Below are 23,508 nucleotides of genomic sequence, written 5' to 3' on the forward strand. Positions count from 1 at the left end.
TTTGCTTGCCTTTTTCTTATGAATGAATAAGCATTGGAGATTTTATAAGTTTTCAGGCAAATAATGTTGATACATGTTTAACGCATTGGTGTGTTTTTCTAAAACGGCAATTGTTTTTTGGATAGGTTTCGTATAGATGATGGGGAAATCTTTTTCGTCATACTTTTCTTGGATTGGAAATGCTAAGATTTCTTGATCGATAGAAAATTCTGCTTGCACTCCTGGTTTGTTTCCACGAGCATCTAGACGAATCCACCGATTGAATGAACGAAGAAAAACACCATTCAATGCATGAAGGGAATAACCCTTGTCAGGAGTATCAAATATCATAAGCCGTTGATAACAAAAACCTGTTGGTATTCGTTGCGATCTTAATAAAGCTGCTAATAAATTAGCTTTGGCGTAACAAATTCCTTCTTTATATCTAAGCACCTCAGACGCTTTACACGTAACTCTTGTGCTTTGTATATCCCACGAGTGCGAAATCTCATCTCTTACAAATTCAAATGCTATTTTAGTTTTTTCAATTTCTGACTGCCCTTCATAAAACAGTTCGTTCCTTTTTTTCTGAATGAGAGGGTGAGAAAAATTGACAACATCTAATTCTACTAGATAGTCCACTAAATTAGCTGACTCGGGAATTAACTCCATTTTTAGTTCCCCCTTATCAAATTTAATTTTACATAATTATAAGAATATTCTATTAAAAATACAATGATGAAATTAACTTAGGAAGGGTAACTAGCACCACGCTGAGTTTTTCGTGTCCGGGAATCGCAGGTGGATATACGAGGTCTTTTTCATGGATTAGAGGGAGAAAACGCCGCTTCGATAACAAAAGAGATAAAGCCTATCAGCAGTGAATGCGTGCCAAAACAAAAAAATCATGGAAATCTGCAATTTCTACTTGAATTTTGGAGCAAATAGAGGTAAATTATATATTGGCCGTTGCGAAAAGCGGTAAATTCCATATCATGCTGGTGTAGCACAGCTGGTAGTGCACTTCACTCGTAATGAAGGGGTCGCAGGTTCGAGTCCTGTCACCAGCATAAGAAAAATGTTGATATAACGCGGTTTCTCATTAACTGAGAGACCGCGTTTCTCTTTTCTAAAATAAAGTTGGTGACCAATTGGTGACGAAATCATATTTTTACTCTTTTTTTCCTCTTAAAATGGCTTCAAATTTTTCTGCATTGTTGTCCTAATATCAGCATGACCTAAACGACTACTAATTATTTTGGCATGTACACCACGATTAATTAATAAAGTAGCGGATGTGTGGCGTAAATCATGGAATCGAATAAATCGAAACCCGGTTCTTTTAATAAATCTTTTCCACCATCTTGTAGCAGCCATAGGAGTGTAAGGTTGTCCATTTAATTTGGAAAATACAAAATCATATTCACCGCCTTCCCAAAAATCGCCTAATTTTTCTTTTTCTCCAGCCGGGGAGGGATTTTGAAATCATCGGTCATTTCTTTGAAATTGCTGACTGATTTGGCAATGTGGTTGTCTTGCGGAAAGTTGGAAAATACCTTTCAACATCAGTTTATGAGCAAATTAAATGGGCTATCTACATGTGAAATTGGAGAATGAATTCTATTTTGGTAAATCTCCTCTAATCATTAGACACAAAAGAACAAACACAGCTTTTTATTTCTACTGTGTGGATGACCCGATGAAAATTAAATCAGCGAAGATTGCTAAAGGCTATGTTATGGATTCGAAAAATTGAGAAGTACAAAGAAAACGACTACGACTATTGGCGATGGATGTACAAAGGCGAGGTCATCGTGCTTGGCGACATGGTTTACAATATGAATCTTTTCTACTGGATTGATGAAATGCCGAGCGATGATGATCTGTTGTTGATTGACATTGCTATTTAGAGTGGTTACCAAACGTCAGCAATCACATTGCTGTCGAAACTACAAAGCAATACAAAGCCGGCCAAGACAAATCTAAGCAACAGTAAATTAACCACAAATCCAAGTGTAGTTTTGGGTAAATTCCGTCTGATGACTTGTACATTTAAAAATAAAACTAATCTTCACAATACGGCATTAAAGTTGAAAGCTAAAGAAAAAATTGCGGTTTATGAGGTCGACAAAAATGGTTTACGATTGATGACTGGAACCTACTGAAAAAGAAGATGCCGATCAGATGGTAGTCAAAATTAAAAAGGAATTCGGATGGGTTGTATATGTGAAAGAAGCGTAAATTAGACAATATTAATGCGAAAAAGCGAGCAAGACAGTTAAGCACTAACACACTGTCTTTAATAGAGTGTTAGTGCCCTCTCTATAATACATAATAAAAATGGTATTATATTGTCCCGATTATTACATTTGTCTTTTAGACTAAAGGAATTTTTAATTAAACATTTTTATTGTTGTGTTTATTTTGTATACGATTAATCATAATTGTATACAGCTTTTTAGATGCTATGTAAATTAAATGCAACGTTAAATACAAAACTAGTAAGAATAAAGCAACGTACAAGTTACCATTATGTTTTATGATGATATCATCATTTACACGACAATATATCATGACAAATAAATAAAAAACTAAAAACATTAGGGCTACTTCGGACAGAGTATTAATAACTCCACTTTTTGTTTTAATTAGCTGAGAAAAAATAACATCTACAATACCTGTAATAACAATTGTAGTAACAAAAAACTTAAAAATAATCTTCAAAGAAGAAAAAGTACCCGATGCATTTATATCTACATCTGGGGTTAAAGAGATACAATACAATACAAAATAGAAACATAGAAATGGTATTGAGATAATTACTAAGCACATTAAGGTTACAGTAGTTATAGCAAAAACATGATCCGATACAGTATATTGTTCCCGGCTATTTTTTGTCATTTTTTCAAAATTCTCCTTTTCCTTTCTTTTTTATATGGTAACATTTTACATGCGATAATACCATATTTTTGAAAGGAAGGGAATTATATGGAAAGTAATCGTTTTTTTAAAGGAATTGTTTTAACAACCTCTTTATCAATTCTAATAACAGGTCTAGCACCCGTAACAGCGACATTCGCGGAAGAATATGATAATACTCCTGTTGTGAACAGCAACCAAAATACAACAACGCCGAAGTCACTTTTAGACTACATATACGCTGAAGGGCAACCAACTAGTGTTGAAGATACTAGAGACTTTATACAATATGCTTCTACTACAAAAGAATTTAAAAGCTATATTGGAAAAGATCAAGAAGATGCTGTACATGCTTCTGGTGTTGTTGGTGCTTCCTTGAAAGCTATTAAAGCATTTGGTTGGATTTGTAGAGTAGGCGGCAAATCTTTAAAATATGCAATTAAACCACTTTCTCCATCAAAAGCAAGATTAGTTGATCACTATGCTAGACAAATTGCTTATGCAACAGAAAGACTAAACAGCGCTACAAAAGGTGCTTTAGTTAAAGCTCTACAAGCTGCCGGAGTACCTGGCAAAACTGCTGAATCTTTAGCAGAAATCATTTTATGGTTAGTATAGGGTTCAGGGTTCCCGATGGCTCAAGTTAATTTTTGAGCCATTATTTTTTATATTATTTGATTTTCCATTAAAATTAAAGAGGTGATTATCCTGATTAAAGGAAAAAAGTACATATTAGTATATACTACTATTAGTTTTAGTAGTTCCATTTTTTATATCCAAAATATGCATAAACAAAAGGAAATAGAAAGTAATACTAAACTATTAAAAGATACAACAAAGAAAAATTATATATTATAGAAATAACACTAGCATTGCAGTAATTAAATCTGATGATTCAAAATACTAAGAATGTTCAATTTTTTATTGATTTCGAAACAAAAAAATCCTTTACAATGGAAGTACAGGTGGTTCCTGCCCAAATCCAATCGTAAAGGATAACCATTATGGACAAGAATACACTAATTTTATCATTTGGTAAATGGGTTTCACCCATAAATATTCAAAAACTTAGCGAACAAGTCAAAGAATTGAAACAGGACTATTACACAAAAAAGCTGACAACAGAAGCTTATATTAAACTTTTATTGGTAGCCCAGCTGCTCGAATTTAAGAGCTTAGAGGAAATGAGTGATGCACTTGTAGACGAAGATCTTCAAAAAGCACTCGGATTTGAATCGATAAGTGCCTCTCAGCTATCCCGAAAAAACAATCAGATCCACCCACTAATTCTTGCAAATTTGTTCTTGGATCTTGTTTGGAAAATTCAACGGTACCATTATAAAAACGGAAAGAATATGCCACTGAAAATCATTGATTCAAGTACACTCCCGTTGAACTTGACCCATTATAAATGGGCAAAATTCCGGAAAACAAAAGCTGGTGTAAAGCTACACTTACGGCTCGTTTTCATGGATAAAGACACCGTCTATCCTGAAAAAGCAGTGATTACGACAGCAAAAGAACATGACCGAAATCAACTCGAAGTCCTAGTGGATGATCAAGAAGCCATGTATGTGTTTGACCGCGGTTATGTGGACTATGAACGTTTTGATCGGATGACAGATGATGGCTATTTCTTCGTTTCAAGACTGAAGAAAAACGCAGTCATTCGTGAAGTCTATACATTTTCACTTCCTGATGATTGTCACGTTCTATCCGATAAAATGGTCTACATTGGTACCACACAAAATCGTACTGAAAATGTCTTTCGTCTACTAGAAGTTATGGACACAAAAGGGAACTTACTTCGTTTCATCACCAACCGATTTGATTTAAAACCAGAAGAGATAAGTGATATTTACCGATCTCGCTGGGCTATTGAACTCTTTTTCAAATGGCTCAAGCAACACGTAGAAATTAAGCACTTTTATGGAATGAGTGAAACAGCTATTCAAAATCAAATTTTCTTAGCCCTGATCACGTATTGCTTACATGTTCTCATTCAATTGGAGATGAAAAGTAAGAAATCCCTACTTCGAATTACTCGTTGGTTAAAGAGAGCTCTGTGGAAACCAGCTTATGTTTGGTTGCGAAAATTTGATGGGCGAGCCAGTCCATAATCTCCCTTTTGTCGTTGTCGCTCTGGTTTAACTGTATATATTTACCAAATGGGCAGTGCCACCTTTCTTTAGGTTTTGTCTTTTTGGCACAAATTCACAAAAAATAATTAACAGAAAATTCTAACTATATTTATGCAATGCTAATGTAGAAATAATTACAGCCAATAAAAATATATATGCAAATAACTTTTTTATTTTGGCGATCATGATCACATCTTTCTCTATTTTTCCGTGTTTTGATATTAGGTTAACTGACACTCTATGTTTCCAGGGAGTAGTTGCTGTTTTTTCATTATTGTATCAATTTATTTACCTATGATAAAAACGGATACTTGCGAATATTGTCATATGGGTATTATGGACAACCAGTATGCAACAGAGGCTGTGCTAGCCAATAATAAGACGATGAAATTTGATGATCTTGGCTGTATGTATAAATGGATAAGCGAAAATAAAGATGAAAAGATTCAGGCGAAATTTGTTCGCGATTACAATACGAAGAAATGGATTGAAGCTGAAAAAGCTACCTATGTTTATGGGAAATCTTTAAAATCTCCTATGTCTTACAACGTCGTTGCTTTTAAAAATAAAAACGATGCCCAATCCTTTGCAAAGAAACATAACGGAACAGTCTTATCCTATGATGACCTGAATTCTCATAAATGGGTAAAGAATAAAGATATGATGAAAAAGATGAAAGGCAATATGTGATCATACGTATGACGAAAATGGCCATGCCTGCCAAAGGCTTCTTAACGGGTTTCATCATTAATAAAAACGGGCTTTAGTGTAAAAGACAATCGAAAGGTTGTCTTTTACACTATTTGTATGTAAGAAGAAAGATTATGTTCACCTGAGGGGAGTGAGAATCATGCGGAACATTTGGCGCTCAGAACTTATGTTATCGTTCAGACAGCGAACGTATTATTCTTTTGTGATTTTGTGGGTGGTGATTCTCGGGTTTTTATTTTTGCTTCAAGGGACGTCCCCTGCTTTTAGCGGATATACCAATATAACCGGAACGATCATGAACCTTCTTCTCTATATCATTCCGTTGTTTATGCTGATTAACGGGTCGTTCTCGATCGCAAACGAAATGGAAAATGGCCAATTTCGCTTATTATCCACCTATCCGCTTTCCAGTATTTCTTATGTCATTGGAAAAGTGGCGGGCCAATTTACTTCGCAGTTGCTGATTTTTACCTTAAGTTATGGGATAAGTTTGATGATTGGATTGATTTGCGGAATACCCTTTTCCATGAAATGGATGCTTGCGCTCTATTTTTTTGCCGTGGGTCTTATATTTTTTTTCCTCCTGATGGGGATCGTCATAGGCTCTTTTACTTCAACGCGATGGCAGGCATTGTCAATTTCGGTTTTTGTCTGGTTTTTCCTTATCATGCTGTGGCCTACAGCTTTGATTAGTGTGTTAAACCACATCCCTTATCAGATGATTGGTCTCGTTCTAAAAAGCCTTCTTTTTGTGAATCCGGCTGAACTCATTCGATTCATTTTTGTGATTCAGCTAAATGGAGGTTCTATTTTCGGCCAAGCATATGACTCGCTTGTGTCCTTCTACGAACATTGGCTGTCATGGGCGGTGCTTTTCTATTACACTGTAGTGGTTTTGTTTATCAGTATAGTTGTTTCTGATACCAATCTAACGATGAGGAGAAGAAAATAATGTTTATTGTCCAAAACATATCGAAAAAATATAAACATCATGTCGCATTGGCTCCTATGTCTTTTGAAGCCGACAGTGGAGATTGCGTTGTACTTTGTGGCGGCAACGGTGCGGGAAAAAGCACACTGATTGATATGTTGTCTGGAATCTCTATTCCTTCTAGCGGCACCGTTTCATTCAATGAATTATCTTTGGAAAAAAACCGGAAGGAATATTTGTCTCAAATCTCTTATATGCCGGATGATTTTTTTGCACAAGGCCACTTGAAAGTGAAAGAATTTCTCTCATTTTATGGTTCTCTCCGAAAGATTCCAGCAAACAGAATAGATGAAGTGTTATCGATTGTTGGGCTGTTGGAAAAGAAGAATATTAAAGTCAATCAATTATCAAAAGGGATGAGGCAACGCCTTTTATTTGGCCAAGCGCTGTTGCCCGAGGCGAAAGTGATCTTGTTGGATGAACCAACAAACGGTTTGGATCCATATTGGATTAACCAATTTGTTCAAATTATGAAAAAGCTGAAAGAACAAGGAACGATTATTATTTTTTCTACGCATATGATGGATGTGGCGGCTGAATTAGGAGATCGGATTATCTTTCTTGAAAGCGGTAAGGTAGTAAAAGAACTGGAAAATCATCATGATAATGTTCAAGAATTTACATTCAAACTTCTTACGATGTATCGTGAAATGAAAGGCGGCCCTAATACGGTTAGCTGAAAAATTTTTTGAAAAACAAATTTCCATCTATGAAAAAATGCGTTTCCTGTGATTTTGAGCTCTTCTATATTCTAAATGGTGATGTTAAAATGAGTCAGAAAAGAATAATTTGGAATTAGGGGATGTAGGAGGCTTTAGCATGGGATTTCATGGGCAAAAAATTTTACCGGCGATTCGTTCCATGAAGGATTTTGAAAAAATGCTGGAGATGCCGTATCAATATGGGGTATTTCTTGACCTTCATCTTGGAATGGTAAAAAGCGTGTATGAGTATGCACGCCGATACGACAAAAAGATGTTTTTACATATTGATTTGATACATGGTTTAACGAGCGATGAAAATGCGACGGAATTTATCGTCCAGTACGCCAAGCCTTACGGGATCATCTCCACAAAAGGCAGCGTCATTTTGAAAGCAAAGCAAAAAGGGATTTTCGCGACACAACGCGCTTTTATCATCGATTCCAGCGCTCTTGAGAGAAGCGTTAAATTAGTTGAAAAAACCAATCCGGATTACATAGAAGTGCTTCCCGGTGTGGTGCCGAAAATTATAAAGGAACTGCATGTAAAAACAAAAAAGCCAATATTTGCCGGTGGGCTGATCGAATCCGCGGAAGAGGTGGAACAGGCTTTAGCAGCAGGGGCTTGTGCGATTACGACTTCCAATGTGGATTTATGGAAACAATTTATTTAGGGCGGCTGAAAAATGCCGATCGGATTGCCCGAACGCCTTACCGGAGGACATACACAAATTCCTTTGGAATTAGTGTTTCCTGGTGAAGACGAAGTCAATTAGCGGTATCGGATTTATTTTTCCTATTTATTTCCGACATCTCAATCTAGCCTTATCTAGAGGCAATATTAAATTTATGAAAATGACGTAAAAAAGTTTCGTATAAGCAAGCAACCTTGAATGATGTCCGTTCTTTTAAGCACTTAACAAGTGCATATCCTAAAAAATTTAAGGGTCGAAAAAAAGAAAGCAGTCTGGACCTTCTTTAATTCAGGTTTTAGGCTGCTTTTTAATCCATTTCCTACTCTTCTATTGAAATAGTAAAGCATTTAATGAATTTTGTTTTTATCTGTTCATTGTCCATGCCATGCTTTAAAGAGCGTATAGGTATTATGTCAAGAAACGGACACGTTAAATCGAGAATCGCCTCTCGTTATCTATTGATTCCATTGCGTACTAGCTTCTTCATGGTTCATCTCTCTTAATTCTGTTGAAGCGATTTGGTGATCGATCAATGATCACGGAAAAGGAACTGTTTCTTGTTTTGGATGAGGGTTTTCCGCTCCAAAGCATGAAAAAAGGAAGGTTATGAGCATTCGTGCAGAAATATGAGCCGTTATTTTCATGAATGAGCCTCTATTCAAGAATATGAGCTTCATTTTTCGAAAAAACGGGCTTTTTTTTATTTCTTTCGCTTTGCCAAGGAACAAAATCATTTTTATTCCCGATTTCCAACCCGTTGCGAATACACGAACTTTGAAAGTTGAGTAATTAATAGTATAATTTTTATATTATTTATTATATTCTTAATTTAAGGATAATTTTCGGAATGTTATTAAGAAAAATAAAGAGGAGGGGGAGTATGAATAAACGTAAAGATCACAATCTCGAGGAACTTCAAAATGAAACTTTGGCCGTACATGCTGACGACTGGGTGACCAATGATCGGACGGTAGCTCCGGCTATTTATTACTCTGCTACTTTTCGTGCAGATAATGCCTCCGAATTTGCTGATATGGCGGGTACGCCGCGCCATCCGCAATATTACACGCGTTACGGCAATCCAGTGCATGAGCGTGTAAAGAAAGTGATAGCTGAGCTCGAAGGTACAGAAACCGCACTTGTAACAGGTTCTGGGATGGGAGCGATTGCTACGACGCTTCTAGCGCTTGTCAGTGCAGGCGACCATGTGGTTGCACAGACACGCCATTATATGAGCACTGCCAAAATTATGGATGAGATGCTGCCGCGGTTTGGTGTCGAAGTGACGGTTGTGGAGCAATCTGATGTGGCAGCTTTTGAAAAAGCCATTCGTCCTAATACAAAGCTTATTATGATTGAAACTCCGGCCAATCCGACGTTGGTGTTAACCGATATTGCCGCAGTAGTAGAGTTGGCCCGTCCACGGGGCATTATCGTCGTGGCTGATAACACATTTGCATCGCCGATTAACCAGCGGCCCCATGATCTGGGTGTCGACGTGGTTATCCACAGCGCAACAAAATATTTGGGCGGACACCATGATTTGACCGCCGGCGTCATTTGCACAAGCGAAGAATTAGCTGAACGTATTTGGCACACGCATATCTCAATCGGTTCGGTGCTCTCGCCAATGGACGCATGGCTGCTGTTACGCGGTTTGCGTACACTTCCGATGAGAGTTGAACGCATCAACGCCAATGCCCTCGCCTTGGCCGAATTTCTGGAGAAGCAGCCGCAGATTGAACGGGTGTATTATCCCGGTCTTGCCAGCCATCCGCAGCATCAATTGGCGAAACGCCAGATGCGCGGTTTCGGCGGAATGATCGCTTTTGCAGTCAAAGGCGGTTATGAAGAAACTCAGCGCTTCGTTTCTGCTTTAAAACTGTCGCTTAACGCAGTCAGCCTCGGTGGGGTCGATTCACTGGTTGTACATACAGCTGCGATGTGGGAAGGCGTGATGAACGAGGAGCAAATGCGGACTGCCGGGATCCCATCTAATTTCGTACGCTTTTCGGTTGGCATTGAGCATATCGATGACTTGAAAGCGGATATTTTGCAAGCTTTGCAGGCGATATAAAAGTCGATTCACGAGGTGCAAAAAGAGGCAGAATGAATAGGAAAGATCCCCTTAGACAACTAAGGAGACCTTTCCCTTTCATAAAATATGAAATTCCTTTGTGTTATTTTGTCATATCAATCACAATGCGTCCATTAATTTTGCCCTTTAACATGTCATCAAAAATATCATTGATTTCCTCTAGCGTACGGGTTTCAATGATCGTTTTTACTTTTCCTTCTGCGGCAAATTGCAGAGCTTCTTGCAAATCCTTACGCGTCCCAACAATAGAACCGACAACTTTGGTTCCATTTAAGACTGTATCGAAAATGGGGACATCTATTGATTCTGGTGGCAGTCCCACCATGACGCAAGTGCCTCCGCGTCGAATCGAACGATAAGCTTGATCGAATGCTTTTTTCGCAACAGCCGTACTAACAACACCATGCACACCGCCAATTTCTTTATGGATCCACGCTGCTGCATCCTCTTTTGCTGCATTGACCACTTTATCAGCACCTAGTTTTAAGGCAAGTTCTAATTTTTCATCATGCATATCAATGGCCACTACATTCATTCCCATAGCTTTAGCATATTGGACCGCAAGATGACCTAATCCGCCGATGCCAAAGATGGCTACCCATTCACCTGGTTTGACATCGGATACTTTCAATGCTTTATAGGTAGTCACTCCTGCACAAAATATAGGAGCGGCTTCTACAAATCCTAAATTGTCAGGAATCTTTACTACATAATCGGCAGCTGCGACACAATATTCTGCATAGCCGCCGTCTACTGAATACCCTGCATTTTCTTGGTTTAAGCAAAGAGTTTCGCGTCCTGACAAACAATATTCACAATGCCCGCACGCTGAATAAAGCCAAGGAATACCCACTCGGTCACCGACTTTTAAGTGAGTAACACCTTCTCCTACTTCTTCTACTATTCCGACACCCTCATGCCCTGGAATGAGAGGCAGCTTTGGTTTCACCGGCCAATCTCCATGAGCGGCGTGCAAATCTATATGGCATACGCCGCATGCTTGGATATGGACTAATATTTCATTGAAACCTGGCTTTGGCTTAGGAACGTCTTGCACTTCTAACCTTTCCTTAAATTGTTTTACTACTGCCGCTTTCATACTCCCACTCCTTTTAGAAAATCTTTCGAAATGGACGTTGCATTCGAGTTTTCCGTGATTAGTAGAATTCTACCTTTGTTAAAAAGCAGTGCTAAGCAGTTTCCATTTTTTTAGTTCAAATAATGCCGGCTACACTTTGAAATAATGTGAAATATTTCACAAATATAAGGGTAAATGAAAGCAAGAATGTTAGGTTCTTGCTTTCACATTATGTGCGCCCGGCATGTACATGAACTATAGGGTGTAAGTCCCGAACCCCGAAGACAGAAGTAGAGGTTAGCCAAGAGCAAGGGTGTCCGTGGTGACGCGGAATCTGAAGGAAGCTGGAGGCAAAACACCGGTCCGAGGAACACGAACCTCATATAAGGCTAGGTATGATTGAGTGAGTTTGCATAACAAAACAAAGCTCTTTCTGTCGAAGGTCATATCGAGTAAATGAGGCGGATAGATGGTGTGAAAGTGCATGTACTTACCCGGGGAGGTCTGGCGGATATGTGAAGTACTCTTCATAACCTACTTAGTGATAAGTAGCTGAACCGTCAGAAGTCAGCAGAGGTCATAGTATTAGTTGGTCTAGAACAACTAAGAAGGACCGAACAATTAAGAGAGAATAGCCCTTGGTATTCAGTGAGTCATGATGAACACAGAAAACGTAGTACCTCACTTGAGGGAGGAAGCGGTGAATCCCGTGGGAGACCTCTTGGAGGGTGGAGTGACCACTGGCATAAAGAGAACAGCTATTCACGGAAGTTATAAAGACTTGCGTCAATTATCTTAATTGAACCGCCGTATACGGAACCGTACGTACGGTGGTGTGAGAGGACGGGAGTTAATCGCTCCCTCCTACTCGATTAATATAAATCAGTTTTTTGCAAAAATGTATGACAAACTTGTGAAATATTTCACAAATTAAAAGGCAATATTTGCTTGCAGGCTGATCGAATCCGTGGAAGATGCGGAACAGGCTTTAGCAGTTGGGGCTTGTGCGATTACGATTTCCAATGTGGATTTATGGAAACAATTTATATAGGGCGGCTGAAAAATGCCGGGAACGCCTTAGACGGGAAAAGAAAGGCATTCCGCATTTTTTATAAAAAGTAGATTGAAAATTTCAAATTACCGTTGACAACGCTTTCATCCGTCGTTATGATGGAGTTAAGTTAATAAATCGTGACGGAGAAGAAGAGACTCACAAAATCCTCATATGAATGGGTGATTTCGTGGGTTTTTATTTTTTTAAAATGAAAATGTAAAGGGGATGATGGGATGTCATATATTGGCGAACTAGTAGGTACGGCCATCCTGATCATATTTGGAGCCGGTGTATGCGCCAATGTGAATTTGAAGAAAACATTTGCTCACAATGCGGGTTGGCTTGTTATTACTATTGGTTGGGGGCTTGGTGTCACAATGGGGGTTTATGCGGTTGGAAAATTCAGCGGTGCCCATTTAAATCCGGCGGTCACCATCGCCTTGGCCTTCAATGGAGATTTTCCGTGGTCCAAGGTGCCAGGCTATATTTTGGCTCAAGTCATCGGAGCCTTTATTGGAGCCTGTATAGTGTATCTTCATTTTCTGCCGCACTGGAAGGTGACGGAAGATCCCGCCGCGAAGCTGGGAATTTTTGCAACGGGGCCGGCGATTCCCAATATTTTTGCTAATTTATTGAGTGAATTTATCGGAACTTTTGTATTGATGCTAGGAATTTTGACAATCGGAGCTAATAAATTTACTGATGGATTAAATCCGTTGTGTGTTGGGCTTTTAGTTGTAGCCGTCGGGGTTTCTCTCGGAGGAACAACTGGGTACGCGATCAACCCGGCGCGCGATTTCGGACCGAGGCTTGCTCACTTTTTGCTGCCCATCCAAGGAAAAGGCTCTTCTAATTGGGGATATGCCTGGATTCCCATTGTCGGTCCTATATTAGGAGGTTCTGTCGGAGCTTTATTCTATCGAGCTGTTTTTCTAGGAGAAGCAACAGGGGCCTTATGGGGAATGTTGGCTGTATCTGTGATTCTATTATTCAGTTCTTTTTTAGCAGAGAAAAAAAGAAATCACCGCATCCAAGTAAAAAGTGAAAAATGGGAGGGAATCTAATGGAAAAGTACATTTTAGCATTAGATCAAGGAACGACTAGTTCCAGAGCGATTTTATTCGATAAAGAAGGGAAAATTGTCCATACGGCGCAGAGAGAGTTCCATCAACTGTTTCCGCAGCCGGGCTGGGTCGAGCATAATCCTAATGAAATATGGGGTTCTATTCTTGCTTGCATCGCAGCCGTACTCTCCGAAGCAGGGATTGAGGCAAATCAAGTAGCGGGGATTGGGATCACCAACCAACGGGAAACGACGGTCGTTTGGGAGAAGGATACCGGAAAACCGATCTACAATGCTATTGTATGGCAGTCAAGGCAAACAGCTGACATATGCGAACAATTAAAGGAAAAAGGGTATAATGAGCTGTTTCATAAAAAAACGGGATTATTGATTGATCCGTATTTTTCCGGAACAAAAATCAAATGGATATTAGATCATGTGGAAGGTGCGCGCGAACGGGCGAAAAAGGGAGAGTTGCTGTTTGGAACGATTGACACTTGGCTGATTTGGAAACTATCCGGCGGAAAAGCCCATGTGACGGACTATTCGAATGCTTCCCGCACGTTGCTTTACAACATCCATGAGCTGAAGTGGGATGAAGAGCTGTTGGAAATTCTGGACGTGCCGAAAGAAATGCTGCCGGAAGTCCGACCGTCATCGGAAGTTTATGCCAAAACGGTTTCTTATCATTTTTTTGGCGAGGAAGTGCCGATTGCCGGGGCTGCCGGGGACCAGCAGGCAGCGCTGTTCGGTCAGGCATGCTTTGAAGAAGGGATGGCGAAAAACACGTATGGAACCGGCTGTTTTATGCTCATGAATACAGGCGATAAAGCGGTAGAATCGAAACATGGTTTGTTGACGACCATTGCCTGGGGGATCGACAATAAAGTCGAATATGCGCTGGAAGGCAGTATTTTTGTAGCCGGTTCGGCCATTCAATGGCTTCGGGATGGATTGAGAATGTTAAAAAGTGCTCCGGAAAGCGAAAGTTATGCGACTCGTGTGGAATCAACGGAAGGAGTTTATGTCGTACCGGCTTTTGTGGGTCTCGGAACGCCCTATTGGGACAGCGATGTCCGGGGGGCTGTCTTCGGGTTGACACGAGGTACGTCCAAAGAGCATTTTATTCGGGCCACGCTGGAATCGCTGGCTTACCAAACAAAAGATGTACTGACTTCCATGGAAGCAGATTCGGGAATCTTCCTGAAAACGCTCAGAGTCGACGGGGGAGCAGTCATGAATAACTTTTTGATGCAGTTCCAAAGCGATATCCTTAATGTACCTGTCGAACGGCCGATTATTAATGAAACAACAGCCTTAGGAGCTGCTTATCTGGCTGGGCTTGCTGTTGGCTTTTGGAAAGATCGCCAAGAAATATCTTCTCAATGGAAACAGGATCGGCAATTCTCGCCGACAATGGCTCAAGAGACGCGTGAAACATTGTACAACGGTTGGAAAAAAGCGATTGAAGCGGCACAGGCTTTTAAATGGTAACAAAGTATGCTATAATGAAAACAAGTTAATAATAAGTCTAGAGATTAGGAGAGACCAAGAAGCATTATAGGTTGCTGTAATGTTTTTTTGGTCTCTCCTTTTTTATGGGCTTATGTACATTCGGTAAGGGGAGGGAGCTGTCCATGATTTTTTCCTCAGAAAATCGTGACGAAGTGATAGAGAAGATGAAAACAGATACATTTGATTTGCTAGTGATTGGCGGCGGAATTACCGGCTGCGGGATTGCTTTGGATGCTGCCGCAAGGGGAATGAAAACGGCATTGGTCGAAATGCAGGATTTCGCAGCAGGAACGTCAAGCCGTTCTACCAAACTCGTGCACGGCGGTTTGCGGTATTTAAAACAATTGGAAGTAAAAATGGTGGCCGAGGTCGGGAAAGAACGGGCGATCGTCTACGAAAACGGGCCGCACGTGACGACACCGGAATGGATGCTTCTTCCTTTTCATAAAGGCGGGACGTTCGGTGCGTTTACGACAAGCATTGGGCTGCGTGTTTATGATTTCTTGGCAGGGGTCAAAAAATCGGAAAGAAGGACGATGCTTTCCGCTGAGGAAACCTTGCGCAAGGAACCTCTCATTAAGAAAGAAGGCTTAAAAGGCGGTGGATATTATGTTGAATATCGCACGGACGACGCCCGGCTCACCATTGAGGTAGCGAAAAAAGCAGTGGAGAACGGCGCTTGCTTGCTGAATTATGTCAAAGCGGAACAGTTTTTATACAGCGGCAAAAAAATGATTGGTGCCCGCGTAAAAGATTGTGTTACAGGAGAAAGTTTTGAAATTCGTGCCAAAAAAGTGGTCAATGCCGCCGGGCCGTGGGTGGATGAAGTGCGAAAAAAAGACCATTCGATGAATGGTAAACATTTGCGTTTGACAAAGGGAGTTCATATTGTCATCGATCAATCTGTATTCCCGCTAAGGCAGGCGGTATACTTCGACACCCCTGATGGTCGAATGGTGTTTGCTATTCCACGAGCAGGGAAAACGTATGTTGGTACAACCGATACGTTTTATGACGGCGATGCTCGCTATCCTAAACCGCTTAAAAAAGACTGGGAATATTTGTTGAACGCTATTCATTTTATGTTTCCGGATGTCCAAGTAAACGAAAAAGATATTGAATCCAGCTGGGCAGGAGTAAGGCCGCTTATATACGAGGAAGGGAAAGACCCTTCGGAAATTTCCCGCAAAGACGAAGTATGGGAAGGAGACAGCGGCCTGATTACCATCGCCGGTGGAAAATTGACCGGATACCGCAAAATGGCGGAAACCGTGGTAGATCTTGTGGCAAAAGAATTAGCGTCAGAAGAAGGAAAAACGTTTAAGCCTTGCCAAACCCGCTATTTGCCGATTTCCGGAGGTGATGTCGGCGGATCGGACAACTGGCCGATTTTCGTGGCGCAAATGGCAAAAAAAGCGACGCAGTATGGCTTGAAAGAAGAGGAAGGCCGCAGACTGGCACAGCTGTACGGTTCCAATGTCGAAATTTTATATAAGATAGCCAGTGAATATCAAAAAGCATCCGGTGAAAAGCTGCTGCCGGCTGCTATATACGCTCAGCTCCTGTATGCCATCCGTTATGAAATGGCTGTAAAACCTGTCGACTTTTTTATTCGAAGGACTGGATCTGTTTTCTTTGATATAAAATGGGCAAAAAAATGGAAAGAACCAATTGTAGCGACGATGGCCGAAATTTTTCATTGGGATGAAGAAACGAAAGAATCTTATATGGAAGAATTGGAAAAAGAAATCACCGATGCCGAAAGACCGGTGGATGCAACGGACATACACAGTTAAATCGATTTTGAAATCGAAATCTTTGGATTAGAAAGGGCAATGGAAATTTGCTTCATCCTGCCCCGACACAACTTCTTATAAGTCGGGGCTGCCTTAATTGCGTGGAATGACAAGTTTTTGCCTTTTCGACAGATTAATAAGAATTTTTCGTCATTTATTGAAGGGCTGTACAAAATAGCTTTGTTTCGTATATAATATATTTTGCGCTAATGAAAGAGGTCATATGGAGAAGTACCCAAGCGGCTGAAGGGGACGCACTCGAAATGCGTTAGGACGGGTGACCGTCGCGTGGGTTCAAATCCCACCTTCTCCGTTACCCATTTGACAAGAGGTTCTCGGGTTGATCCCGGGAACCTTTTTGATTTTATGACATTAGTCAGTTGAGCTTGCGATATTGTGCGAAACAATAAACCACCTGCTATGCGGTGGTGCCGATTTATACTAGATCATATAAAGAAGTCCCTCCTGCATTGTCAAGGAGGGACTTCTTTATGTGCGCCCGGCATGTACATGAACTATAGGGTGTAAGTCCCGAACCCCGAAGACAGAAGTAGAGGTTAGCCAAGAGCAAGGGTGTCCGTGGTGACGCGGAATCTGAAGGAAGCTGGAGGCAAAACACCGGTCCGAGGAACACGAACCTCATATAAGGCTAGGTATGATTGAGTGAGTTTGCATAACAAAACAAAGCTCTTTCTGTCGAAGGTCATATCGAGTAAATGAGGCGGATAGATGGTGTGAAAGTGCATGTACTTACCCGGGGAGGTCTGGCGGATATGTGAAGTACTCTTCATAACCTACTTAGTGATAAGTAGCTGAACCGTCAGAAGTCAGCAGAGGTCATAGTATTAGTTGGTCTAGAACAACTAAGAAGGACCGAACAATTAAGAGAGAATAGCCCTTGGTATTCAGTGAGTCATGATGAACACAGAAAACGTAGTACCTCACTTGAGGGAGGAAGCGGTGAATCCCGTGGGAGACCTCTTGGAGGGTGGAGTGACCACTGGCATAAAGAGAACAGCTATTCACGGAAGTTATAAAGACTTGCGTCAATTATCTTAATTGAACCGCCGTATACGGAACCGTACGTACGGTGGTGTGAGAGGACGGGAGTTAATCGCTCCCTCCTACTCGATGGAATTCATCACTTTAAAAGATTCCGTCCATGAGGGCGGCAAACCAGTTTTCCTTCTGAATTTCTTCTTTTACCGTTGCTTTTACTTGAGCCTTTTTCTCTAATTTTGTCGTTAAATATCCGTAAGAACCATCCCGCAACGTAATTTTCCCAATAACGGTCCCTTTTTGAATAGGAGATTTAAGTTTCTTTTGATCTGTTAAAAATTTAGGCATAAGCGTCAGCTTGGCTTTGATCGAATGGCCGTTTTTAGGAACCAATTCAGTAACGGTTGTTTTAGATGTAATGGCTGCTTTTTCTTTCGTCCCGTTTTCTACGGGGATCTTTTGCTGGTTCGTTGGTAAGAATTTTTCCGGTGAAATTTTTTCATAGTCCCAATGGGTAAAGCCGTAGTCCAGCAATTTTTGAGCCTGCATGTAACGGGCTTTTGAAGATCGTTTTCCTTTTTTATTTTTGGCGTCTATGATGACGGCAATCAATTCGCGTTGCCCTCTTTTAGCTAATGCTACGATGCCGTAGCCTGCTGCGTCATTCATGCCCGTTTTCAAACCGATGGCGCCTTTATAAGGATATTTGCCATTTGGCAGCAATTGATTTTTATTGCGAAGAGGGATGCTGTACGAATCTGTAACAGGAAACTGATCAAGTTCTTTTTTTTCGATATCCATTTCATTTGGGAAAGAATGAATGAAATGGTATGCCAATAAAGCGAGATCACGGGCTGACATCTTATTTTCGCCATCGGAAGCTGTTCCTTTCACTTGGTACGGAGCAAGATCCTGGTTGTTTAATCCGGAAGTATTCACAAAAGACGAATGTTTCAAGCCAAGCTGTTTGGCTTTGTTATTCATCATTTGGACAAAGTGCTTGTCCGATTTGCCGGCCATTCGACCAAGAGCACGGCTGGCGGCGTTGGCCGATACCAGCGTCATGGCATTATATAAATCACGCACGGTGTACGATTGCCCTTGATACAGAGGAACATTTCCCAGCCCCGGCCTAGTGGACAAGTCTTGGTCGGTGGCATCCGCATGGTAGACATCATCCCATTTGAGATCGCCTTTTTGGATTTTTTCTAAAATGAGATATTGCGTCATCAATTTAGACATGCTAGCGACCGACAGCGATTCATCCATATTTTGGCCAAAAAGAATTTTTCCGGACTTTGCATCCACTAAAATCGCCGCTTTGGCATGAACGCTCATGTCACTGGCTGCTTCTGCTTTCGAATGGCGGCCGCTTGGAAACGACATACTGATCCCGGCGACAAGAAGGATCGCTACCAAATACATATGTACATATCGAATCATAAAACTTCCCACTCCTTCCCCCTTATTATATCTCGTTTTCTGTATAGCCGAATAAAAAAATAGAAGTACTTGTTCTCCTTGCTCCCTTTGCTTTCCAATTGTCACAAGGATTCGCCGCTATTTAGGAATAGCAAGAGAAGGTTTGCGGGAAGAAAAACAGCCAAAAGAAAAAATCCATTTTATAGAGAAGAGTGCTCTTGGAAGTTTGTGAAAAAAATGAAACTAGTATACCATAATAAGAAACATGATCTTTGGGAATGTGGAGAAAGAAGGAGGAAACAGAAGTTGGCGATTGTTTTGACCATGTTTGCCATGGGGCTCTTGCTCGGTTTTATAGGAGCAGGGGGGTCTGGCTTTATTATTGCTATATTGACTGTTCTATTTAACATCCCAATACATACGGCGCTGGGAACGTCGCTTACGGCAATGGCGTTTACCAGTTTATCAGGAGCTTATAGCCATTTTAGAGAAGGCAATACAGCTGTCGGTGTCGGACTGGTTGTCGGAATTTTTGGCGCGATAGGTTCTTACATCGGATCTAAAATTGCGACTGTTATCCCTGCCGGTGATCTTCATTGGCTGACAGCGGGAATGCTGTTTTTATCCTCCATTTTACTGTTAGTCCGTTTATCTCTGTCTAAAAAGGCCGAAGAGACAAAAACGAAAGAAGTGAAGTGGAATCAGCCGCTGACAATGATAAAGGCGATAATACTTGGAATAGTGGCCGGAATTTTATCAGGAACATTTGGAATCGGAGCCACTCCATTTATTCAGTTGGGTCTCTTGACGATGCTTGGTTTGACGATCCGCCAATCGGTCGGGACTACTATGCTGGTGATTTTGCCGATAGCGATTGGAGGCGGAACGGGGTATAGACAGGCTGGATACTTGGACTGGATATTGCTGTTGGAAGTATTGGTAGGTACCATGACGGGGGCTTATGTAGGAGCTAAATTTACCAATTTAGCCCCGAAAAGTGTTTTAAAAGTAGCCATGGTTTTAACGCCGGCCGTAGCAGCGTTGCTGTTGTTAATACAATAGTTTCACAGATTGCTTTTAATGGATTTATAAGGGTTCATGAAGCGGAGAGCGTTTTTATTGGATGAACCGGAATTCTGCCTATAACCTTAGTTGTTCCCTTCTATAGGAAAAATGAAGAAAAAGTGTATGAAAAAACGGACTCCCTTCAAAAGAAGTTCTGTCCGTTTTTTCATTAGTTTTCTTTTGTTTGTAATTTCCGCAAAAATTGTGCTTCTTGAAACTGCCTTCTCAGTTTTTTGGTGTCATAAAAATTTTTCAACTTTGGATACACGATTGGAGCAATCAGTGCACCATATAAGAGCCATTTTTTTGCTTTTGAATTGGCCATATTCATCATCCCTTTTCCTTTGAATTCTCGTTAAATAACGCTGTGCTTCAAAAATTTTCATCCAACGGTTTGAAAACCGAAAGAAGGAAGCCAGGACCTTATTTTCCTTCGGCAACTTTAAACAAGCCATTTTATTAAATACTGTTCCGAATTAAATATACTATAAATATAGTTGGAATAAAAGTATGGATGTTTTTAAAAGTGTGATAATTTTTAAAATGAGTATAATCAGGATAATGTTGATAAAAAATGAGTCTCATCACCATATTCTGTGATGTTCACACAATTCCGGTAATAAGTTAGCGAGATTGATACTCAATCTAGAGTAGCTCCTTCGTCAGCTTGCAGACCACTAAGTGGGTAGAATGGAAGAGGTCAAGCGCTTTCCTTGACGGCTTCCATTCTAGCCACTACAATGCGGAAAGCTGATGAAGGGCATGGTTAAGCAACCTGATTTTTATAAGTTTTACCTGTACATTCCAAAAATACACGTAGTCGAAATCTTTCAAGGTTTCTGAAGCCAAAAGCACGTCTTTTGATGTTCTTAATCTTATGGTTTGTACCTTCAATCCGGCCATTCGTAAAAGGGGTAAGAAAATATTGTAAAATTTGTGCCTTCCAATTTTCTATCGTCTTGGCAACTTGATGAAATGAAGGAAATGGGCTGCTCCATGCGAGTTGAATCCATTCTTCTAAGAGTGAATCAGCTGTATCATAGTCATTCACTTGGTATATTTCTCTAAAGAGTTCTTTTAGAAAATAGGCATATGACAATTCTGAATGCTCTTTGAGCATCTCATCTAATTGTTGTTTTTCATTAGCCGTTAACTTTTCAGAACCTTTCAAGAGTTTAAACCGTCCCTTTTTTAGTCCAGGAGTTTTCTTTCTAACTTGGTCAAGTGCATGTGTCACCTTTTGCACCACATGATATTTATCAATGACGATACAGGCCTCTGGGAATATAGATTTAACAGCTTTATGGAAGGGATCCCACATATCCATAACAACGGTATGAACGCATTTATCAGACAGAATCTTCTTGGCAAGTAAGATCTGAGTTGAACGATAACTCCGTTGATGTTCCATACCAAGCACACTCCCGGATTGGGTATCCATAAGAACTGTTTCATATCGGTGACCCTTTCGGACAGCGATCTCATCAAGGCTAAGGATTAATTCATTGTTTTCTAAAACACTTTCAAGAGTTTCTACATGCTCCTTCTCTTTTTCTTTAGCAACGGAATAAAATATTCTTTCAACAGTTGTATAAGGTATTTTTTCCTTTCGACTCACTTCTTGGATAGTAGAGCCAATGCACATTTCGTACAGATATTCTCTGTACCGATTGGTCTGATGCTTATTAGGACTGATAGATTCAAATGTTTGTGAAAATACCTCATTACAGTTGTGACAACGGTATCTATACACTCTGACAAATAAGAAAAGGGGCTTACCTAATACGGACAAGTCACGAACCTTTCTTGTCCGCCAGTCATGGACATGACTAGAAAAAAAACCGCAGTAAGAACAGCGTTCTTCTGTAGTATTTTCTCAACATGTAACAAATTGCAATCTTCAAGAAACACTTGTTTAACAACTTCAAATTGCAAATCTAGTGATACGGAAAACACTTTAGAACCTCCTGTTATGTTAAGTGACGCTAACATTACTGCCAGGAATTCGTGAGTGTTTTCCCTATTTTTGGGTTAAATCACAAAATGTGGTGATGAATCCTTTTTTGTTATAGTAAACCAAGGTTTTTACATTAATTGATTTTCTTAACGGAGTTTCTAATAATGAATTCAGGTTCATATATCTTTGATTGGACCTTCTGCTTATTTACCATATCAATAATCATTTTACCGGCGTCAAGCCCCATTTGCTCTTGGGGATGACGAACGGTAGTTAAACTTGGTTGGATAAATCTTGAAAAGGCATAATCATCAACACCGGTAATCGAAATATCATCCGGAACCTTTAAACCAATCTCATTTAAAAAGTTAATAAGCTGAATTGCTAATTGATCGTTATAACAAACAATAGCTGTTGGCGCTAACTTCGTTCTTGAAAGAATTGTTTGTAGTTTTTTAAACAGGTCGGTTTTATTTTCTTCTGTTTGATACATTAAAATATCACCCATATTTGAAATACTAGGGTGTTCTTGATAAGCCTTAATAAATCCATTCATCCTTTGAATACCTTGTTTATCATCGACCTTAAATATTCCCACAATATGTTCATGCCCCTGTGAGAATAAGTAGTTTGTAACCATCTCACCAACTTTGACATCATCCATGATTAAATAAGGGGTATCAAAGTCATCGTATACTGCATTAATAAATAACATGGGTATGCCCATTGATTTAATATTCTCATATATACTTTTGTTTGTATTGTTCAATGCGCTTTTTGTGGGCTCAATAATTAAACCGGATAAGTTGTTAGATAATAGATTTGTTAAGCTTTTCCGTTCTTTTTCAGAGTTGTTTTTCGTATTGGCGATAAGTATAGAATGACCACTTTTTGATATATATTCATCAATACCTGAGATAATATTAGGAAAAATGTAATCAGATATATGAGTTGTAATTAGACCAATTGTTTTATTTTTGTCAGAGGATTTTGGTTGCCTTTTCCAGTCATTTACAAATATACCCCCACCTTGAATACGGTAAACAAGATTATCTTTTTCAAGTTCGTCGATTGCTCGTCTAACGGTGAACCTACTTACTTGATAAATCTCCATCAGTTCAGATTCTGTCGGTAATTTTTCTTTTATTTTATACTCTTCTGATAAGATTTTTTCACGAATATCGCGTGTTATTCGTTCGTATTTTTTTGTCATAGTTCATTCCTTCTGTATTATAATTTTTGCAAAAATATTTGTATTGTATTTTGATCAATTAAAAGTGCTATTTATACGGATAGATTATATCATACGGGAATCTATTAAACAA

General features: G+C 39.9%; 16 protein-coding genes, 2 tRNA genes and 3 pseudogenes. 14 read left to right on the plus strand and 7 right to left on the minus strand.

What is annotated here, in order from left to right:
* Positions 1 to 42: 42 nt before the first annotated feature.
* The gene (locus tag BSM4216_RS01725; RefSeq protein WP_048622508.1) at positions 43 to 651 is read right to left on the minus strand and encodes a transglutaminase domain-containing protein; all 609 of its coding nucleotides are present in this window, start codon (positions 649 to 651) and stop codon (positions 43 to 45) included.
* Between the two features lie 325 nt (positions 652 to 976).
* Here BSM4216_RS01725 and BSM4216_RS01730 point away from each other — a divergent pair.
* Positions 977 to 1,049, plus strand: a tRNA-Thr gene (locus tag BSM4216_RS01730).
* A 118-nt stretch (positions 1,050 to 1,167) separates the two neighbouring features.
* Here BSM4216_RS01730 and BSM4216_RS16010 read toward each other — a convergent pair.
* Positions 1,168 to 1,395 (minus strand): annotated as a pseudogene (locus BSM4216_RS16010) (tyrosine-type recombinase/integrase); the annotation flags it as partial.
* A 63-nt stretch (positions 1,396 to 1,458) separates the two neighbouring features.
* Between BSM4216_RS16010 and BSM4216_RS17300 the strand changes: the two are divergent.
* The 8 genes and pseudogenes from BSM4216_RS17300 to BSM4216_RS01780 all read left to right on the plus strand — a co-directional run.
* Positions 1,459 to 1,886, plus strand: a pseudogene (locus BSM4216_RS17300) (phage terminase large subunit); the annotation flags it as partial.
* A 1,081-nt stretch (positions 1,887 to 2,967) separates the two neighbouring features.
* Positions 2,968 to 3,516, plus strand: coding sequence for a hypothetical protein (locus BSM4216_RS01745; RefSeq protein ID WP_244878030.1), 549 nt, complete (start codon positions 2,968 to 2,970; stop codon positions 3,514 to 3,516).
* A 386-nt stretch (positions 3,517 to 3,902) separates the two neighbouring features.
* Positions 3,903 to 5,018 (plus strand): IS4 family transposase, encoded by a 1,116-nt coding sequence (locus tag BSM4216_RS01750; RefSeq protein ID WP_048622499.1) that lies wholly within the window; start codon positions 3,903 to 3,905, stop codon positions 5,016 to 5,018.
* Between the two features lie 261 nt (positions 5,019 to 5,279).
* Positions 5,280 to 5,729: a nitrous oxide reductase accessory protein NosL gene (locus BSM4216_RS01755; RefSeq protein ID WP_048622510.1), complete on the plus strand. Its 450-nt coding sequence runs from the start codon at positions 5,280 to 5,282 to the stop codon at positions 5,727 to 5,729.
* Positions 5,730 to 5,889: 160 nt separating this feature from the next.
* A complete protein-coding gene (locus BSM4216_RS01760; protein ID WP_048622511.1) occupies positions 5,890 to 6,702 on the plus strand; it encodes an ABC transporter permease in 813 nt (270 codons plus the stop codon).
* The gene (locus tag BSM4216_RS01765; protein WP_048622512.1) at positions 6,702 to 7,421 is read left to right on the plus strand and encodes an ABC transporter ATP-binding protein; all 720 of its coding nucleotides are present in this window, start codon (positions 6,702 to 6,704) and stop codon (positions 7,419 to 7,421) included. The genes BSM4216_RS01760 and BSM4216_RS01765 overlap by 1 nt, the downstream gene beginning before the upstream one ends.
* Positions 7,422 to 7,560: 139 nt before the next feature.
* Positions 7,561 to 8,115, plus strand: coding sequence for a glycerol-3-phosphate responsive antiterminator (locus BSM4216_RS01770; protein WP_003353108.1), 555 nt, complete (start codon positions 7,561 to 7,563; stop codon positions 8,113 to 8,115).
* A 901-nt stretch (positions 8,116 to 9,016) separates the two neighbouring features.
* Entirely contained in the window at positions 9,017 to 10,213 is a 1,197-nt protein-coding gene (locus tag BSM4216_RS01780; RefSeq protein WP_048622514.1) for a trans-sulfuration enzyme family protein, read from the plus strand.
* A 103-nt stretch (positions 10,214 to 10,316) separates the two neighbouring features.
* On the opposite strand, the gene adhP is transcribed toward BSM4216_RS01780, so the two are convergent.
* Positions 10,317 to 11,333 (minus strand): alcohol dehydrogenase AdhP, encoded by a 1,017-nt coding sequence (gene adhP, locus BSM4216_RS01785; RefSeq protein WP_048622515.1) that lies wholly within the window; start codon positions 11,331 to 11,333, stop codon positions 10,317 to 10,319.
* A 1,266-nt stretch (positions 11,334 to 12,599) separates the two neighbouring features.
* Between adhP and BSM4216_RS01790 the strand changes: the two genes are divergently transcribed.
* The 4 genes from BSM4216_RS01790 to BSM4216_RS01805 all read left to right on the plus strand — a co-directional run bounded on the left by BSM4216_RS01790 (position 12,600) and on the right by BSM4216_RS01805 (position 17,053).
* Positions 12,600 to 13,430, plus strand: a complete 831-nt coding sequence (locus BSM4216_RS01790; protein ID WP_048622516.1) for an MIP/aquaporin family protein — start codon at positions 12,600 to 12,602, stop codon at positions 13,428 to 13,430.
* Entirely contained in the window at positions 13,430 to 14,923 is a 1,494-nt protein-coding gene (glpK, locus tag BSM4216_RS01795) for a glycerol kinase GlpK (RefSeq protein ID WP_048622517.1), read from the plus strand. Before BSM4216_RS01790 ends, glpK begins: the two co-directional genes overlap by 1 nt.
* Positions 14,924 to 15,066: 143 nt before the next feature.
* Positions 15,067 to 16,740, plus strand: coding sequence for a glycerol-3-phosphate dehydrogenase/oxidase (locus BSM4216_RS01800; RefSeq protein WP_048622518.1), 1,674 nt, complete (start codon positions 15,067 to 15,069; stop codon positions 16,738 to 16,740).
* 225 nt (positions 16,741 to 16,965) lie between these two features.
* Positions 16,966 to 17,053, plus strand: a tRNA-Ser gene (locus BSM4216_RS01805).
* Between the two features lie 833 nt (positions 17,054 to 17,886).
* Here BSM4216_RS01805 and BSM4216_RS01810 read toward each other — a convergent pair.
* Complete coding sequence (locus BSM4216_RS01810; RefSeq protein WP_156179195.1) at positions 17,887 to 19,182, minus strand: D-alanyl-D-alanine carboxypeptidase family protein; 1,296 nt, start codon at positions 19,180 to 19,182, stop codon at positions 17,887 to 17,889.
* Between the two features lie 285 nt (positions 19,183 to 19,467).
* Here BSM4216_RS01810 and BSM4216_RS01815 point away from each other — a divergent pair, with 285 nt between their 5' ends.
* On the plus strand, positions 19,468 to 20,223 hold the full coding sequence (locus tag BSM4216_RS01815) for a sulfite exporter TauE/SafE family protein (RefSeq protein WP_004439552.1): 756 nt from the start codon (positions 19,468 to 19,470) through the stop codon (positions 20,221 to 20,223).
* 172 nt (positions 20,224 to 20,395) lie between these two features.
* Here the strand turns inward: BSM4216_RS01815 and BSM4216_RS16615 are convergent, their stop codons facing one another.
* From BSM4216_RS16615 to BSM4216_RS01825, 3 genes and pseudogenes are all read right to left on the minus strand, one after another.
* On the minus strand, positions 20,396 to 20,557 hold the full coding sequence (locus BSM4216_RS16615) for a hypothetical protein (protein ID WP_155814572.1): 162 nt from the start codon (positions 20,555 to 20,557) through the stop codon (positions 20,396 to 20,398).
* Positions 20,558 to 20,992: 435 nt separating this feature from the next.
* A pseudogene (locus tag BSM4216_RS01820) lies at positions 20,993 to 22,182 on the minus strand (ISL3 family transposase).
* Between the two features lie 134 nt (positions 22,183 to 22,316).
* Positions 22,317 to 23,396, minus strand: a complete 1,080-nt coding sequence (locus tag BSM4216_RS01825; RefSeq protein ID WP_048622520.1) for a GntR family transcriptional regulator — start codon at positions 23,394 to 23,396, stop codon at positions 22,317 to 22,319.
* Positions 23,397 to 23,508 lie beyond the last annotated feature (112 nt).

It is taken from the genome of Bacillus smithii, assembly GCF_001050115.1.
GTDB classification, from domain to species: Bacteria; Bacillota; Bacilli; order Bacillales; family DSM-4216; genus Bacillus_O; species Bacillus_O smithii.